At 61.8% G+C, this 14,936-nt stretch carries 16 protein-coding genes; 10 read left to right on the forward strand and 6 right to left on the reverse strand.

All coding sequences use genetic code 11. The features are described 5' to 3' along the window. Window positions 1-47 precede the first annotated feature (47 nt). Both ABXR19_RS03700 and ABXR19_RS03705 read right to left on the reverse strand, forming a co-directional pair. The gene (locus ABXR19_RS03700) at window positions 48-395 is read right to left on the reverse strand and encodes a DUF4870 domain-containing protein (RefSeq protein ID WP_354599744.1); all 348 of its coding nucleotides are present in this window, start codon (window positions 393-395) and stop codon (window positions 48-50) included. 144 nt (window positions 396-539) lie between these two features. After that, on the reverse strand, window positions 540-2,588 hold the full coding sequence (locus ABXR19_RS03705; protein WP_354599745.1) for a TonB-dependent receptor plug domain-containing protein: 2,049 nt from the start codon (window positions 2,586-2,588) through the stop codon (window positions 540-542). A gap of 208 nt (window positions 2,589-2,796) precedes the next feature. Between ABXR19_RS03705 and ABXR19_RS03710 the strand changes: the two genes are divergently transcribed. From ABXR19_RS03710 to ABXR19_RS03740, 7 genes are all read left to right on the forward strand, one after another. Next, the gene (locus ABXR19_RS03710; RefSeq protein ID WP_354599746.1) at window positions 2,797-3,615 is read left to right on the forward strand and encodes a BPSS1780 family membrane protein; all 819 of its coding nucleotides are present in this window, start codon (window positions 2,797-2,799) and stop codon (window positions 3,613-3,615) included. Then, a complete protein-coding gene (locus ABXR19_RS03715; RefSeq protein ID WP_354599747.1) occupies window positions 3,602-4,345 on the forward strand; it encodes a BPSS1780 family membrane protein in 744 nt (247 codons plus the stop codon). Before ABXR19_RS03710 ends, ABXR19_RS03715 begins: the two co-directional genes overlap by 14 nt. Further along, window positions 4,342-4,998, forward strand: a complete 657-nt coding sequence (gene nadD, locus ABXR19_RS03720; RefSeq protein WP_354599748.1) for a nicotinate-nucleotide adenylyltransferase — start codon at window positions 4,342-4,344, stop codon at window positions 4,996-4,998. Before ABXR19_RS03715 ends, nadD begins: the two co-directional genes overlap by 4 nt. An 11-nt stretch (window positions 4,999-5,009) precedes the next feature. Continuing rightward, a complete protein-coding gene (gene rsfS, locus ABXR19_RS03725) occupies window positions 5,010-5,393 on the forward strand; it encodes a ribosome silencing factor (protein WP_354599749.1) in 384 nt (127 codons plus the stop codon). Continuing rightward, window positions 5,390-5,860, forward strand: a complete 471-nt coding sequence (gene rlmH / locus ABXR19_RS03730) for a 23S rRNA (pseudouridine(1915)-N(3))-methyltransferase RlmH (RefSeq protein ID WP_354599750.1) — start codon at window positions 5,390-5,392, stop codon at window positions 5,858-5,860. Before rsfS ends, rlmH begins: the two co-directional genes overlap by 4 nt. A 13-nt stretch (window positions 5,861-5,873) precedes the next feature. Further along, complete coding sequence (locus ABXR19_RS03735; RefSeq protein ID WP_354599751.1) at window positions 5,874-6,494, forward strand: Maf family protein; 621 nt, start codon at window positions 5,874-5,876, stop codon at window positions 6,492-6,494. A gap of 196 nt (window positions 6,495-6,690) precedes the next feature. Continuing rightward, window positions 6,691-8,013, forward strand: coding sequence for a sensor histidine kinase (locus ABXR19_RS03740; RefSeq protein WP_354599752.1), 1,323 nt, complete (start codon window positions 6,691-6,693; stop codon window positions 8,011-8,013). A gap of 243 nt (window positions 8,014-8,256) precedes the next feature. Here the strand turns inward: ABXR19_RS03740 and ABXR19_RS03745 are convergent, their stop codons facing one another. Then, window positions 8,257-9,321 (reverse strand): VanZ family protein, encoded by a 1,065-nt coding sequence (locus tag ABXR19_RS03745; RefSeq protein WP_354599753.1) that lies wholly within the window; start codon window positions 9,319-9,321, stop codon window positions 8,257-8,259. 1 nt (window position 9,322) lies between these two features. Then, entirely contained in the window at window positions 9,323-10,864 is a 1,542-nt protein-coding gene (locus ABXR19_RS03750; RefSeq protein WP_354599754.1) for a high affinity choline transporter 1, read from the reverse strand. A 294-nt stretch (window positions 10,865-11,158) separates the two neighbouring features. On the opposite strand from ABXR19_RS03750, the gene ABXR19_RS03755 reads away from it, so the two are divergent. Genes ABXR19_RS03755 through ABXR19_RS03765 form a run of 3 tightly spaced genes read left to right on the forward strand, consistent with a single transcriptional unit; the run spans window position 11,159 to window position 13,405 of the window. Beyond that, window positions 11,159-11,605, forward strand: coding sequence for an acyl-CoA thioesterase (locus tag ABXR19_RS03755; protein WP_354599755.1), 447 nt, complete (start codon window positions 11,159-11,161; stop codon window positions 11,603-11,605). Window positions 11,606-11,607: 2 nt separating this feature from the next. Then, on the forward strand, window positions 11,608-12,507 hold the full coding sequence (locus ABXR19_RS03760) for a DMT family transporter (RefSeq protein ID WP_354599756.1): 900 nt from the start codon (window positions 11,608-11,610) through the stop codon (window positions 12,505-12,507). Window position 12,508: 1 nt separating this feature from the next. Continuing rightward, window positions 12,509-13,405: a DMT family transporter gene (locus ABXR19_RS03765; RefSeq protein WP_354599757.1), complete on the forward strand. Its 897-nt coding sequence runs from the start codon at window positions 12,509-12,511 to the stop codon at window positions 13,403-13,405. Here ABXR19_RS03765 and ABXR19_RS03770 read toward each other — a convergent pair. Together ABXR19_RS03770 and ABXR19_RS03775 are read right to left on the reverse strand one after the other, a co-directional pair. Further along, complete coding sequence (locus tag ABXR19_RS03770; RefSeq protein ID WP_354599758.1) at window positions 13,342-14,280, reverse strand: cation diffusion facilitator family transporter; 939 nt, start codon at window positions 14,278-14,280, stop codon at window positions 13,342-13,344. The genes ABXR19_RS03765 and ABXR19_RS03770 overlap by 64 nt on opposite strands. Before the next feature lie 176 nt (window positions 14,281-14,456). Beyond that, window positions 14,457-14,906, reverse strand: coding sequence for a CBS domain-containing protein (locus ABXR19_RS03775; RefSeq protein WP_354599759.1), 450 nt, complete (start codon window positions 14,904-14,906; stop codon window positions 14,457-14,459). Window positions 14,907-14,936 lie beyond the last annotated feature (30 nt).

Consider the following 14,936-nt stretch of genomic DNA (forward strand, 5'->3'; position numbering starts at 1 on the left):
AACAAAACGGGCGCCCCACAGGCGCCCGTTTTCATTGCCAACCCGGCTTATTTGATCAGTCGCAGCGCGAAAGGTACGCGGAAAGTCTTGCCTTCGGAGGCCGCAATCGCACCCATCACACAGAACACCAGATGAATGATGCCCAAGGCAGCCAGCACCAGCACGCCGATCAGGATGAAGGTCAGGATCACGCCGGCCACGTAGCCGATGGTAGCGGTGATCGACCAGTTCAAGGCTTCCTTGGATTGGTCCTGAACATAGGCATCGTCCTTTTTCACCAGATACAAAATCAGGCTGGGGATGAAGCCAAAGAAGATGCTGCCGATCCAGATCAGCAGCGCCATGTTGCGCGACTCCTGCGAGGCGGCCAGTGCCGGGCTCGTTTCTTTACTCACTTCATTTTCCATCTGCGCTTCCTTTCAGTCACGACGATAAGATGGCATCGCCTGGGCCGGTGCTGCTGAGGCGCATTCGCTGAGAATGACGCACAGGCATAACGATGCGTGCGACACCGCCCCGCGGTCAAGTGGCATTTCGGGTCAAAAATCGCTGGCCAGCGACAGATAGACTGTTCGTGAGACGCTATTGGCCGGCGCCGTATCGCCCAGAATGGAACGATAGGCCTGCACGCCGCGATCCGGAATTTCCTGATGGCGTTTGCCCAGATTGATCGCGCTGAGGGAGATTTCGTACTGACCGCCACTCGCCCAGCGTGAAGCCCAGGCGATGCGCGCATCAAAGCTGGTATAGGCCTTGGCGACGTAAGGCTCGCTCGTGGCGATGCCATCGGCACCGGCCATGGGGCCAACCCGCGCGGCGCTGATCATGCTGCTCCAGTGACTGGTCCAGCGCTGCTGCCAGGCCAGCGTGGCGGTGTAAGGCGCGATCCGGTCATCGATATTTTCATCACCGGAACGGCGGTCGATCATCGCGTGATTGAAGATGATGTTCGCTCCCGTCCAGGGTTTGAACTTGGCCTGATATTCGGCACCTTGCAAAACGACCGGACGACTGAAATTCTGGTATTGCAGGGATCCGATCCAAGGTTCCAGCGCGGCGGTGGCCGGAGAATTGACGGAAAAGCGGGCAATGTAGTCGCGCACGCGTTCCCGGAAAATCCGCACGTCCAGGCTGCTGGCAAATGGCTTGAAACGCCCGAGGTAACCGATTTCCATGCTGTCGATGCGCGCCTGACGCAGATCGGGATTGGGCTGGTGATGGACCAGCAGCGCCCCCGTGGCCGGATCAATGACGCGGGTGTCGCCTTCCTTCTCGAAGGTCGGGCGCTGGCCCCAGGCTCGGGCGCCGCCCAGCCTCAGGGTTTGTGAAGACTCCACTTGCCAGTTCAGAAAGGCGCGTGGCGCCAGATGGGCGGGTTCGCCACGATATTTTTCCAGCGCCGCGCCGAAATTCAGATTCAGGCTCTGTGTCAAGCGCTCATCCAGATTGCCGAATAGGCGATACAGATCAGTCGGCTCCGGATTGCCGGCGGCATACATGAAAGGCGCATCCACGGTGTCGCGGCGCGCTTCTGCACCCCACACCGTCTGGCGTGCAACACTAGAATTGCGGGACTGGAATTCCACCTGATCGCGCGTGCCCTTGCGGTTCCGGTTCACATCCGGTGAACTCGGGCCGTAAGGGAATCCGGCTGGCACGGCAGCAGTCCAGGCATCGCGGAAACTTTCCTGATTGTGGTAAGCCTGCACGAGAATTTCAGCGTCCGCAGCAGGCGTATGTGCCCACTTGACGTGCACGGATTGCGCATCGCTGTGAGTGTCGCGAGGGCCAACGCTGTTAAACAGCGAGTCCTCGTAACCATCACCACGCCGTGCACTGCTGGCCGCCAGACGCAGCGTCAATTCGTCGCGATTGGAAACGCGCCAGTCGCTGCGCAGACTGCCGGTTTTGACGCGACGCGAATCATGCAGATTGGTAAAGCCCGTATCGTGCTTGCTCGAAGCGGCCAGCTGCACGGCAGCGCCGCCTGCCTTGGTGCTTACGAGACCGTCGAGATCCTTGAGCTGGGCGTTACCCACGCTGCCGCGAACCCGATTGATCGGGTTTTGCGCGGCATGGTAGGTAATGATGTTGATCACCCCCATGAAGGCATTGGCGCCATAGCTCACGGCGTTCGGTCCACGCACGACTTCGATCCGGTCAATCTCCTCGGGCGAGACGGGCAGGGTAGTCCAGTCAACCCCGCCGAAATTGGCCATGGAGTAAATCGAGCGGCCATCAACCAGCACCTGCAACTCGGAGGGAAAATTGGCTCCAAGCCCGTGGTAGGTCACCCAGTAGCTGTTACCGCGCTCCTGCCCGATCTGCATGCCGGGTACCAGACGGAAAACTCGCGCCAGATCCCGGTAGCCCGTAGCGCGGATGAGTTCACCCTCGATCACCGTGACCGCGCCGGGCGCTTCGTTCAGCGGCTGGGGCAGGCGCGAGGCGGTAAGCACCGTCGGCAAATCCTCGAAGTAAGCCGCTTCACCTGCAGCGCTTGCCGTCAGCCCCCCGAATGCCAAGACAAACATGCCCGCCGAAAAACAGGCGCAACGAAAAACGCGAAAAAAACAGAATTTAGGCATGGTTCGACTTCGTGAGACGCTCAACTCGGGGTTTTCTCACACCACTGTGCGAGCAGGGCCATAGTCTAATCGGCGAATGATTCCGCCAACTGCCAACTTTGTCACATTTTCAACACCAGGTTCAGCAGGCGGCGTGAATGGGAGGGCGCAGCAATCTGTGCTAGCCTTCGCGAGCTCCTTTTTCAGCACTCGCCCGCCCGCTTCGGCCATGACCCAGTCACCATCCAGCATCACCCCGCCCGCCCGCCACGGCCGCCATCATCTGCCCGTGCCACAGCGCGTTCCAGCCTCCCGTTGCTTTAGCTGGCTGGCCAGCGGCTGGCGCATGTATGCCGCGCATCCAGCCGACTGGACGCTGATGGCACTGTGCTCCTTCGTGCTGCTGGCCCTGGCAACCCTGCTGGTGCCGATTCCCCTGATCGGCCCGATCGTGCCGCCACTGCTGCTGACCTTGCTCCTCGGCGGCATGCTGCACGCAGCAGCCAGCCAGATGCAGGACGGCCAGACCCATTTCCTGCAGCTGTTTGAAGGCTTCCGCCGCCACCCGGGCAACCTGACCCTGATCGGCCTGTTTTACGCGGCCCCGCTGATTCTCGCCCATCTTCTGGTCATGCTCGCACTGGGTGGCGGTCTGCTCGTCAGCCTGTTCGGCCTGTCGGTGGGCGGCACGATCAACACCTTCGCCAGCGACCTGATCAGCATGCTGGTCGATCTGGGAATTGCGCTGGGCGTGTTCCTCGTGCTGTGGGGTTTGCTGCTGCTGGCGATGCTGTTCGCGCCAGCCCTGGTCATGGAGGTCAAGGCCCCCCCACTGGACGCCATGCGCCTGTCACTCACCGCGAGTCTGCGCAACATCGGGGCGATCCTCTTGTTGGCCTTTATCCTGTATGTCTTGTTCGTGCTGGCCTTGATCCCACTGGGTCTGGGCGTACTGCTATACATCCCGCTGGTGGTGGGTACCCTGCATGCGGCCTATCAGGATCTTTTCGCCGCGCCTGCCGGAGAAACGCCTGATGCAGGCCAATAAATTCCCCGCCCGCCGGGGTTGGGTCTGGTTACAAGCCGGCTTCGCGCTGTGGCGCAGCGCGCCGCTGGCGCTGACCGGTTCAGCCATGACCATGCTGATGTGCCTGCTGCTGACCATGATGATTCCCGGCATCGGCCCACTGCTGGCGCTACTGCTGGTTTTTCCGCTGCAGGTCGGCATGTTTCTGGTGTGTAGCAGCTGGGCCCAGAATCACAGCGCGCACCCCAAACTGCTCTTCGCCTGCTTCACCAAACAACGTTTTCCCGGCCTGCTCGCGCTTACCGGGATCAATTTTCTCGGCATGCTGCTGTGCTTCATGCTGGCCGTAATGGTCTGCAATTTCGATCTGGGCAGCTTTACTGAGCTCGCCGCCAAAGGTAGCACTGAGCTGCCGCCGGCCCTGCAGGCGCAGCTCGAACGCGTGGTGCGCTGGACCAGCCTGTTCTTCATTCCCCTGCAACTGGCCTCCTTCTTCGCTGCGCCTTTGATGGCCTTGCAAAGAACCCCGCTCATCAAGGCGCTGTTTTTCAGTTTTGTGGCCTGCTGGCGAAATCTGGGCGCCCTGCTGGTCATGCAACTGATCCTTGGCCTGCTCGGCATCCTCATTCAGCTTCTGGCGTCCGTCCTCGGACTGCTTTTCGGCATCGGCTTGATGGTCTTGGTGCCCGTGCTGTGCGCCACGCTCTACAGCTGCGCCCGCGACATCTTCGGCGAGTGGCCCACGGCATGAGCGCCCAAACCGCGCTGGGCATTCTCGGCGGCACCTTCGATCCGATCCATCACGGCCATCTGCGTCTGGCCATCGAGGCGCGCCAGCGCCTCAGTCTGGACGCCATCCGCCTGATCCCGGCCGGCCAGCCGCCGCACCGCGCCCGCCCCGGCACGCCAGCGGCACACCGTCTGGCGATGACCGAACTGGCGGCGCAGGGCTTGCCCGGACTGGTCGTGGATCCCGCCGAAGTGCACAGCCAGCAGACCAGTTACACCGTCGCGACGCTGGAGCGCCTGCGCGCCGAGCTGGGCAACGAACGCCCGCTGGTGCTGATCCTCGGCGCCGACGCCTTCCTTGGCCTGCCCGGCTGGCACCGCTGGCGCGAGATCTTCGCCCTGGCGCACATCGCGGTGGCAACCCGCCCCGGCTACGTGCTGGCCGATGCGCTGAACGGCGGCGATCTGGCCGATGAGTGCCCGCAGCGTCTGAGCCAGAATCCGCAATCCCTGCATGCCACGCCCAGCGGCAGCATCGTGCCCTTCACGATTCCTTCGCTGGAAATCTCCGCCACCCTGATCCGCCATGCCCTCGCCCAAGGCGAAGACGCCCACTTTTTGCTGCCTGGCGCGGTTCTCGACTATATTCAATCCCACCATCTCTACTCACGCTGAGCCCGCACCACATGGATATCCGCAAGCTGCAAAAAATCGTTGTCGACGCCCTCGAAGACATCAAAGCCGTCGACATTGAAGTCATCAACGTCAGCAAACTCAACGCCCTGTTTGACCGCGTCATCATCGCCAGCGGCAACTCCAACCGGCAGACCCGCGCCCTGGCGCATCACGTGCAGGAAAAAGTCCGCGAAGCCGGCGGCGAGATCGTCGGCATGGAAGGCGTGGAAACCGGCGAATGGGTGCTGCTCGATCTGGGCGACGTGGTCGTGCATCTGATGCAGCCCGCCATTCGCGAGTACTACAAGCTCGAAGAGCTGTGGAACGTGACCCCGGCCGGACGCCGCAAGCAGATCGCCGAGTCCGAAGCCGAGGCGGCTGCGCAGTCGGAATGAAGCTGATCATTGCAGCCGTGGGCACGAAGATGCCGGGCTGGGTGGAAACCGGCTACGCCGAATTCGCCAAACGCCTGCCGCGCGACTGCCCGATGGAGCTCATCGAGGTCAAGGCCGAGCCCCGCACCACCGGCAAGACACCCGCCGCGATGATGGCCGCCGAAGCCGAGCGTCTACGCGCGGCCCTGCCGGCGCGGCGGCGCCTGGTGGTACTGGACGAACGCGGTGACGATGTCAGCACCAAACAACTCGCCGAACGTCTGCAGAAATGGATGGGCGGCGGCGATGACGTGGCCTTCGTGATCGGCGGCCCGGACGGCCTCGACCCTGGCCTGAAGGCCGAGGCACACGAAAAAATTCGCCTCTCCAGCCTGACCCTGCCGCACGCGATGGTGCGTCCGCTGCTGGCCGAGGCGCTTTACCGTGCATGGAGTTTGCATAACAATCACCCATACCATCGCGAATGAAAGCCTATCCAACATGATTCCGACCCTGCCGCCCCGCATTTATCTCGCCTCGCGCAGCCCGCGCCGGCGGGAATTGCTGCACCAGATCGGCGTCGATTTCGACACCCTGATGTTCCGCGTGCCGCCGCGTGAAGATGACGACGTGTCGGAAGCCACCTTGCCCGCCGAGGATGCCGAAACCTACGTCGTGCGCGTGGCCTGCGCCAAGGCCGACGGCGCGCTGCGCCGCATCGGCTGGCGCAAGATGCGCCCGCAACCGATCCTGTCCGCCGACACCACGCTGGAACTGGATGGCGAAATCATCGGAAAGCCGGACAACGAACATCATGCCGACGAAATCCTGCGCAAGCTCAGCGGCCGCACCCATCGCGTCCTGACCGCCGTCGCCATCGCCGCCGAAAGCCGCATGGAACACCGCCTGAACATCAGCACGGTGCGTTTTCGCGAATTGTCTGAGGACGACATCCAGCGCTACATCGCCAGCGGCGAGCCCTTCGACAAGGCTGGTGCCTACGGCATTCAGGGCCACGCGGCCGCCTTCATCGCCGAAATCCAGGGCTCCTACACCGGCATCATGGGCCTGCCACTGTTCGAAACCGCCGAACTGCTGGGACGTTTCGGGATCAAGGTCTAAGCCTGCCCGAAGAGCCGTGCCGGGCGGACTTCTTCAGCACACCCTCACGAAGAGGGCCGCCCGGCGCGGCTCTTCAGCCAATCTTCACAGAGGCACCTCCTGCCCTTCGGACCAGATCAAGTCAGGCCGACGGGCGCCGTAGAGATGGAAGGAGGAGTCTGAGGTGGGCGGAAACGTTCCTGATTTTGAAAAAACCATGGCCGCGCGCGTTCAGGAGATGCAGATTCGTCAGCATCTGGAACTGACGCGACGCGCCCTCGCCGCGTCGGCTATGGCCAGCGTGCTCGTGCTGCTGGCCTTCCACGCGGATATCACGCCGAGCTGGCTGCTGTATGCCTGGGCCCTGCTGCTGAACCTGATCGCCGCAGGCCGTCTGGTCCTGGACCTGCGCTGGCAGCGCGATGCGCGGCGTCTGGCCAGAGGGCCACAGTGGGTCAAACGCATCGCCTTGCTGGCGGGAGCCTCCGGCCTGATCTGGGGGGCGCTGGGTTCACTGTTGTATGTGCATATCTCGCCTGCCATGCAGCCACTGGCCCCACTCTGCCTGCTCGGCGTGGCGGCCGGCGCAGTAATGTCACTGGTCAGTCTGAAACAGGCTTACGCCGCCTTCTTCGTTTGCCTGCTGGCGCCCTCCGTCATCATCCAGGCCAGCCAGCACAGCACGCTGGAGGCGTGGACCGGACTCATCCTGTTCATCTTTACCGTTACCCTGCTGATCAGTGGCCGGGTAGCGGCCGCCAATTTACGCCAGGCCTTTGAGCTGCGCCTGCGCCTGGCCGAAGCCCTCAATGCTGCCGAACAGGCAAGGCGCTATGCCGAGGAGGCCAATCAGGCCAAGAGCCTGTTTCTGGCCAACATGTCGCACGAATTGCGCACGCCAATGCATGCCATCCTGGGCTTCTCGCATCTGGGCAGCAGCAAGACCAGCGACTCAAAACTGCACGACTACTTTGATCGCATCGCGACCAGCGGCACACGCCTGCTGGCGTTGATCGACGATCTGCTGGATCTGTCGAAATTCGAAGCCGGTCACATGGACATGGAATGCCGCATGCAGCCATTGCGCCCCTTGGTCGATGCAGCCTTGCTGGAAATCGACGCGCTTCTGTCACAGAAAAATATCCGCGTCAGCATCGACGAAGCCCCTGATCTGCCCAATGCCGAGCTGGACAGCCTGCGTTTCAGTCAGGTGATCCGCAACCTGCTATCCAACGCGCTCAAGTTCTCCCCGGGCGGCGGACGCATCACCATCCTGCTTGATACCAGCGTCAGTCCTGTTGGCACAAAGCAGCTGCGCCTGCGTCTGCGCGATGACGGCCCGGGCATTCCGGAGGACGAACTGGAAACGATCTTTGACGAGTTCGTCCAGAGCAGCAAGAGCCGCACTGGCGCGGGCGGCACCGGCCTGGGGCTGGCAATCTGCCGACGCATCGTCCTCGCCCATGCTGGAAACATTCACGCACACAATCGCCCCGAGGGAGGCGCCGAACTGGTGGTGGAAGTGCCACTGGACTATTGATTGGGCCCAAATCGAGTTTGAACCGTAGGTGCGACATTAGTCGCACACTAGGCTCGGCCGGCCGACTGAAGTCGGCCCTACACCAGCACGTGTCACTATTTGCGGGTCCAATCAAGAATACCGGCTGGAGAGCCGCTCCCGGCCTGCCTCTCCAACATGCATGTCTGCAAACCCTTACCCAACGGGGCTCTGCAAGCATGCCCACTCAATCTTTAGCCCTCTGCCGCAGGCAGCTCAGCCGGCTCAATAACGCCGCGTCACCGCAGCCTGGGCCGACAGATACGCCAGGGCAAAAAAGGGCCACAGCGCTGCGGAGAGCTGGGTCAGGCCATAGAAATTCAGGAAATGGCCTTCCTGGATCGTACGCACCGAAGCATCCACATACGGATTGTCCGGCGCCAGATTAACCAGCACGGTCGACACCAACAGGGTCAGGCTGGCCAGACTATGCTGGCTCCAGCGCGGCAGCCGGCTGACCACCGCCAGCAACACCAGCCCCAGTGCGAGCCCGCGCAAGCCACCCACGCTGGCCCAATGCAGCGGATCGGCAGGCACCAGAAAGACATAATCGGCCAGCGAGCGCAGAGCCAGGCCCAGCGTTAACACCACGGCCAGCATGCCGATGCTGCTTTCGCGCAGGCAGCGCATCAATAGCAAACCCAGCGCCAGCGTGCTGCAGGCAGCAATCGCCGTTTCCAGCAACATGTAGCGGCGGGCAGAAAAAGCCAGCGGCGCAGGCAGATCAAACAACACGCGCAGATCCCCGTTGCCGAACAGCGTGGTCGTCGGCTCCAGCTGTGTCAGCCACCACAAGGCGATCAACAGGATGCCGACTTCACCGATGTGACCCGCAGGGATATGCCGCGCCCGCCAGCGCTGCACGCGTCCACCTTCGTGAAAGACGCGGCCCCAGCGCAAACCCGCCAAAGCTCCCAGCACACCCCCCAGCAGATTAGTCGCCAGATCAAGATTGGAAGCGACACGCGTCGGCAGGAAGTTCTGCAGGAGTTCAACGCTGAAACTGAGCAGGCCACTCGCCAGCATTGCCAGCAAGACGATGCGCCCCGCACGGCCGACGCGGCGGCGCTCATCCAGGGCGGCGGCAAACATGAAACCGAATGGCATGAAACCCAGCACGTTGAGAAGCACGTCCAGCCACAGGTTGTACTTCGGCCAAGGCAACAGCAAGAAACCCAGCGGATGCACGCCCGAATCCACCCAGCCTTTGAACGGATGCAGACAAACGTAAAGCGTCAGCAGCGCGTAGGCAATGCACAGGTAGCGCGGCAGACGGCTGGAGTGGGCCATGTCAGGGCCTGGGCGGCGTGTGCTGGGCCGCGGCGCTGGCATGAGCATGCCCCACGTCATGGTGGGTGCGCGCATGGGCGTGCTGCTGATCCGGCGTATTGCGGATCCACTGCGGCAACAAAGAGCCGACGATCATAGCCGCCACACTCGCCAGGAAACCGAAAAACTGCGGCGGCACGGCCTTGGCCAATGCTACCCAGCTCTCCGGCCCCTCAACCCAGCCCATCAGTGGCAACAACAAACTCAGCCAAACCACGCCACCGCAAACGATGGACAGGATCGCGCCCTGATTGGTGGCGCGTTTCCAGTACAAGCCGAAGGCCAGCGGTGCAAAGGCCATGGCCAGGGTCACCGAGTAGGCCTGCTCGACCATCTGGTAGATCGAGGCCTCGCTGTTGAGCGCAAACGTCAGCACCAGCGCGGTAAAGATCACCACGATGATCCGCGTCATGCGCAGGAAGTGGGTATCGCTCATGCCGGGAAAGAAGCCGCGCAGCACGTTTTCGGAGAAGGTCACCGAGGGCGCCAGCAGCGTGCCGGAAGCCGTGCTCATGATCGCCGAGAGCAGCGCGCCGAAGAACATCACCTGAGCGAAGACCGGCATGTGCTCCAGCACCAAACGCGGCAGGATCATCTGCGAATCACCGCCGGGTGCCAGCTGTGTCGCCACCAGATCCGGTGCCACGATGCTGGCGGAATAGGCGATGAACAGCGGCACGAAGGCAAAGAAGAAATACGCCACGCCACCGGTCAAGGTGCCCCACACCGCGCCTTTTTCATTGCGTGCCGAATTCACGCGCTGGAATACATCCTGCTGCGGGATCGACCCCAGCGCCATGGTCGAGAAGGCGGCGATGAAGGCCACCCACTCCATCGTCCCGCCCTGCGGCAGCAGCTGCAGCTTGTCGTGCTGCGCCATGTGATCCACCACCACGTCCACGCCACCGGCCATGCCGCCCACTGCCCAGGCGATATAGACCAGGCCGATCACGATGACGCTCATCTGCATGAAATCGGTCAGCGCCACCGACCACATCCCGCCGTACAGGGTGTACAGCAGCACCACGCCGGTGCCAATCAGCATACCCTGATCACGGCTGATCGCGCCGTGCGACAACACCGAGAACACCAGCCCGAGAGCCGCGATCTGCGCGGCGACCCAACCGAGGTAGGAAATCGTGATCACCACCGAAGTGATGATTTCAACACTGCGGCCATAACGGCGGCGATAGTAATCGCCCAGCGTCATCAGGTTCATGCGGTACAGCGGCAGCGCAAAGAACAGGCCGAAAAAGATCAGCGCACAGGACGAACCGAAAGGGTCGGCGATGATGCCTGAGAGCCCATCCTTGACGAAGGTCGAGGAAATGCCCAGCACCGTTTCGGCGCCAAACCAGGTCGCGAACACTGTGGCAACCGTGATGTAGAACGGCAGATGGCGCCCGGTAGTGACGTAGTCAGTCGCGTTGTTGACGCGTGTCGCGGCGTACAGACCAATCCCGATGGACACCAGCAGATAAAGGAGGACGAATGCGATCAGCATTGAAAGATGACTCCGGGCAAAAAAGTACTACAAGCAGCAAGCAAGAAGCGGGCGATTATACCGGCGCTTGCGCCTCGCCACCCAGCCCCGCGAGCGGCGCAATAAAGGTCCGCAGCACACTGCCTGCAGCGCCGCAGTGCGCCTTTGCCAGCGTGATGCATGCTTGCACAAGCCCGTCCAGCGCGGTTCTTCAGCCACCGGCTCAGCACAGTGCCCATCGCCGCTGCACTGGTGGCATACTGACGCTAGGCTCATACCATCCTCCTGCGTACGGTTTATTCCGAGCTTTTCATCATGTCCCGTATCTACAGCCACCGCTTTACCATCCCCGCCGATGCCATTGATGTGCATCGCCACGTCAATAATGTCGAGTACCTGCGCTGGATGCAGGAGGTGGCGATTGCCCACACCACTGCGCTGGGCTGGCCGATGGCGCGCTACTTCGAAAAACGTTGCTCCTGGGTGATCCGCTCGCATTTCATTGAATACCTGCGCCCGGCTTTACTCGATGATCCGATCAACCTGCTGACCTGGGTGAGCAGCATGGGGGAGCGCAGCAGCACGCGCAAATACCTGTTCTGGCGCGAATCTGACGGACAAGTGCTCGCGCGGGCGGAAACCGCCTGGGTCTTCATCGACACGCGCGCCGGTTTGCCACGGCCGATTCTGGATGAGGTGCGGGCAGCCTTTTCACTGGTCGAAGATGAAGCCGAAGTAATGGCTCTGGTCGAGGCCGGCTGAAGATGTTCACCCGTCGTTACAGCCGCCCGACGGCGGTTGCCGTCATGATTTTTTGTGCCCTGCTGTGGAGCACGGCGGGGGTGCTCACGCGCCATCTGGACGCAGCGCGCAGCTTCGAGGTGACCTTCTGGCGCAGTGCCTTCTGTGCGGTCTTCGTGATCCTCGCCCTGCTGGCGACGCGGGGTCACGAGGCGCTGGCCGCCTTGCGCCGGCCCAGCCGTTCCCTGCTCGTTTCCGGCCTGCTGTGGGGCGCAATGTTCACCAGCTTCATGATTGCGCTAACCCTGACCTCGACCAGCAACACGCTGGTGGTGAGCTGTGCCGCACCGCTTCTCACCGCATTACTGACCTGGGTGGTCCTGCGCGAGCCGATTGCCGGAGCGACCTGGCTGGCCATCGTGCTGGCCGTGGCGGGCATGGCCTGGATCTTTTCCGGCGGCGTTCAGGCCGGCAGCGCCCGCGACGTGCTCGGCATGTGCATTGCCTTCGTGGTGCCGCTGGCCTCGGCGATCAACGTCATCGTGTTCAAGCGTTCCGGGCATGCCGTGGATCTGGTGCCGGCGGTGTGTCTGGGGGCGACGTTCTCGGCGCTGCTGATGCTGCCTTTTGCTTTCCCCTTGCAGGCGACCCTGCATGACGTGCAGATTCTCGGCGTGCTGGGCTGTTTCCAGCTGGCCTTGCCGTGCATGCTGATGGTGGTGGCTGCGCGCAGTCTGTCTGCGCCGCAGGTTTCGCTGCTGGCCGAGCTCGAAGTGGTGCTTGGCCCGCTGTGGGCCTGGCTGGGGGCGAGCGAAGTGCCGACGCTGGCCACCTTGCAAGGCGGTGCGGTGGTGATCGCCGCCTTGCTGCTCAATGAGCTGCATGGAGTGTATGCACACCGCCAGCGCATGCAGGCAGCCTGACATGCGCAGCACACATCAGGTTTCCGGATTCGCTTTCGCCGTGCTAGGCGCAGTGTGCTTCTCGTTCAAGGCCATCTTCGTCAAACTCGCCTATCGCTACGGCGTGGATGCCGAAACCTTGCTCGCGCTGCGCATGGGCTACGCCCTGCCTTTCTTTATCGCGATGGGGTTCAGCATTTCGTACCGCGAACCGCGTGCCTTGAGTCGCCGCGATCTGCTCATGCTGCTGGTGCTGGGCGTCACCGGTTACTACCTCGCGAGCTATCTGGATTTTCTCGGTCTGCGCTATATAACGGCGGCGCTGGAACGCCTGATCCTGTTCATCTACCCGACGCTGGTCGTGATCCTGTCCGCCGTATTTCTCGGCAAGCGCATCGCCCGCGCCATGCTTGCGCCGATGCTGCTGTGCTATATCGGAATTGGGCTGGCGGTCTCTCACGATCTGGATCTGAGCCATGCCGGCAGCAATGTCGCGCTGGGCTGCCTGCTGGTATTCGGCAGCACGCTTTCTTACGCCACTTATCTGATGCTCAGCGGCGAGGAAGTGAAAACGCTGGGCGCCACGCGTGTAGCGGCCCTCGCCACTAGCGTGGCCTGCGTGCTGAGCCTGCTGCAGTTTGTCCTGATGCGGCCGCTGGCAAGCCTCGCCCAGCCCTGGCAGGTGCATGCCCTCGCACTGGCCATGGCGCTGCTATCGACGGTATTGCCGATCTGGCTGATTGCGGTCGCCATGCGTCGCATCGGCGCCAGCGCGACCTCAATGATCGGCACCCTCGGTCCGGTGCTGACCATCCTGTTCGGCTGGGTTTTTCTCGGTGAATCGCTGGGCGCGATTCAGCTGTTTGGTGCGGGGCTGGTGATTACAGGGGTTGTGCTGATCGGCCGCATGAAGGACTGATCCGGACAGCGACACGATTCGTCGCAAGGATCGGAGTGGATCAACACATTGGCATGGGCGATCACCTCCACGATTTCAGCCTCCAGCCGGTCACACAGCGCATGGGCGTGCTCCAGCGTGCTGTATCGATGCAGCGTGACGTGCAGATCAATGTGACGGATCTTGCCGGACTGACGCGTACGCAGATTGTGATAGTCGATGAAGTCATGCGCATGCCGGCCCAGTGCGGAGTGGATTGCGTCGATTTCTTCCTTCGGCAGACTGGCATCGATCAGCGGCGCAAATGCCTTGGCGATCAGCTCGAAAGCCTCCTTCAGGATGAACAGCGCCACCGCAATCGCCACCAGCGGATCCAGCTGATGCCAGCCCGTCAGCCAGATCGCAGCCAGGCCGAAACCAACGCCCAGCGAGGTATATACATCGGCTTTCAGATGCAGAGCGTCAGCTTCCAGCGCCATTGAATGCTCTTCGCGCGCGACCTTGTACAACAAGCGCGAGACCAGCGTATTCACCAGCGCCGACACGAACATCACCGCCACGCCCCAACCCGCCGCCCCGAGCGGGGCCGGATTGAACAGCTTGTGCACCGCCTCAGTGATGATCCACACAGCAGCGACCACAATCAACACGCCTTCGATCACGCCCGACACGTTCTCGAATTTCTCGTGTCCATAGGGATGATCTTCATCCGGCGGCACATCGGCCATGCGCACCGCAAAAAAGGCAATCACCGCCGCGACCAGATCCATCATCGAATGGATGGCCTCGGAAATGATGCTGACCGAACCCGACAAAGTGCCGGCAATCAGCTTCAGGGTGATCAGCAGACTATTGGAGGCGACAGACAGCAGGGCGACGTTTTTTTTGCGGCTCATGAGGCGAAAGGGTGAAATACAGACGGGCCGGATTATCGCCTCCTTCACTCCCAATGCATTGCCTTGATAAAAATTAATTCAGTAAAATCAATGCAGTATTGCGAATCACACGCATCTCGCAGGCAAAGCAATGGCCGGTCACAGGACCGGCCATCTGCTAACACCGAAACTCAGGCTTACATCCCCGGCGCAATATCGCCTGATATGTAACCCGCCAACTGATTGATCGTCTGCTGCTGCTGGTCGATCACGGTCTTGACTGCGTCGCCGATGGTCACGATCCCGATCAACTGCCCACGCTCGACCACCGGCAGGTGGCGGAAGCGATTCTCGGTCATGATCTCCATCACGTCTTCCACGGTCTGCGTGGGTGAAATGGTCAGCAGATTCTGCGTCATCAACTCGCTGATCTGGGTATCCCGCGAATTGCGGCCCTTCAGGATGACTTTGCGGGCATAGTCGCGCTCGGTGAAGATCCCCACCAGGCGTTCGTTTTCGAGCACCAGTACGGCGCTGACATCTTTGCTTGCCATCAGCTCAAGCGCCTCAAAAATTGAGGTTTGCGGGCTGACGGTATGGATTTGCTGACTCTTCTTGCCATCCAGAATCTGGCGTACGTTGGTCATGATGCTCTCTCTCGTTTTGGATTTCGGGCT

This window comes from Uliginosibacterium flavum, assembly GCF_040566545.1.
Lineage (GTDB): Bacteria > Pseudomonadota > Gammaproteobacteria > Burkholderiales > Rhodocyclaceae > Uliginosibacterium > Uliginosibacterium flavum.

Coding starts and splice junctions, on each gene's coding strand:
- ABXR19_RS03705 (WP_354599745.1), bottom strand. CDS start 2,588: ATGCCTAAATTCTGTTTTTTTCGCGTTTTTCGTTGCGCCTGTTTTTCG.
- ABXR19_RS03710 (WP_354599746.1), top strand. CDS start 2,797: ATGACCCAGTCACCATCCAGCATCACCCCGCCCGCCCGCCACGGCCGC.
- ABXR19_RS03715 (WP_354599747.1), top strand. CDS start 3,602: ATGCAGGCCAATAAATTCCCCGCCCGCCGGGGTTGGGTCTGGTTACAA.
- nadD (WP_354599748.1), top strand. CDS start 4,342: ATGAGCGCCCAAACCGCGCTGGGCATTCTCGGCGGCACCTTCGATCCG.
- rsfS (WP_354599749.1), top strand. CDS start 5,010: ATGGATATCCGCAAGCTGCAAAAAATCGTTGTCGACGCCCTCGAAGAC.
- rlmH (WP_354599750.1), top strand. CDS start 5,390: ATGAAGCTGATCATTGCAGCCGTGGGCACGAAGATGCCGGGCTGGGTG.
- ABXR19_RS03735 (WP_354599751.1), top strand. CDS start 5,874: ATGATTCCGACCCTGCCGCCCCGCATTTATCTCGCCTCGCGCAGCCCG.
- ABXR19_RS03740 (WP_354599752.1), top strand. CDS start 6,691: ATGGCCGCGCGCGTTCAGGAGATGCAGATTCGTCAGCATCTGGAACTG.
- ABXR19_RS03745 (WP_354599753.1), bottom strand. CDS start 9,321: ATGGCCCACTCCAGCCGTCTGCCGCGCTACCTGTGCATTGCCTACGCG.
- ABXR19_RS03750 (WP_354599754.1), bottom strand. CDS start 10,864: ATGCTGATCGCATTCGTCCTCCTTTATCTGCTGGTGTCCATCGGGATT.
- ABXR19_RS03755 (WP_354599755.1), top strand. CDS start 11,159: ATGTCCCGTATCTACAGCCACCGCTTTACCATCCCCGCCGATGCCATT.
- ABXR19_RS03760 (WP_354599756.1), top strand. CDS start 11,608: ATGTTCACCCGTCGTTACAGCCGCCCGACGGCGGTTGCCGTCATGATT.
- ABXR19_RS03765 (WP_354599757.1), top strand. CDS start 12,509: ATGCGCAGCACACATCAGGTTTCCGGATTCGCTTTCGCCGTGCTAGGC.
- ABXR19_RS03770 (WP_354599758.1), bottom strand. CDS start 14,280: ATGAGCCGCAAAAAAAACGTCGCCCTGCTGTCTGTCGCCTCCAATAGT.
- ABXR19_RS03775 (WP_354599759.1), bottom strand. CDS start 14,906: ATGACCAACGTACGCCAGATTCTGGATGGCAAGAAGAGTCAGCAAATC.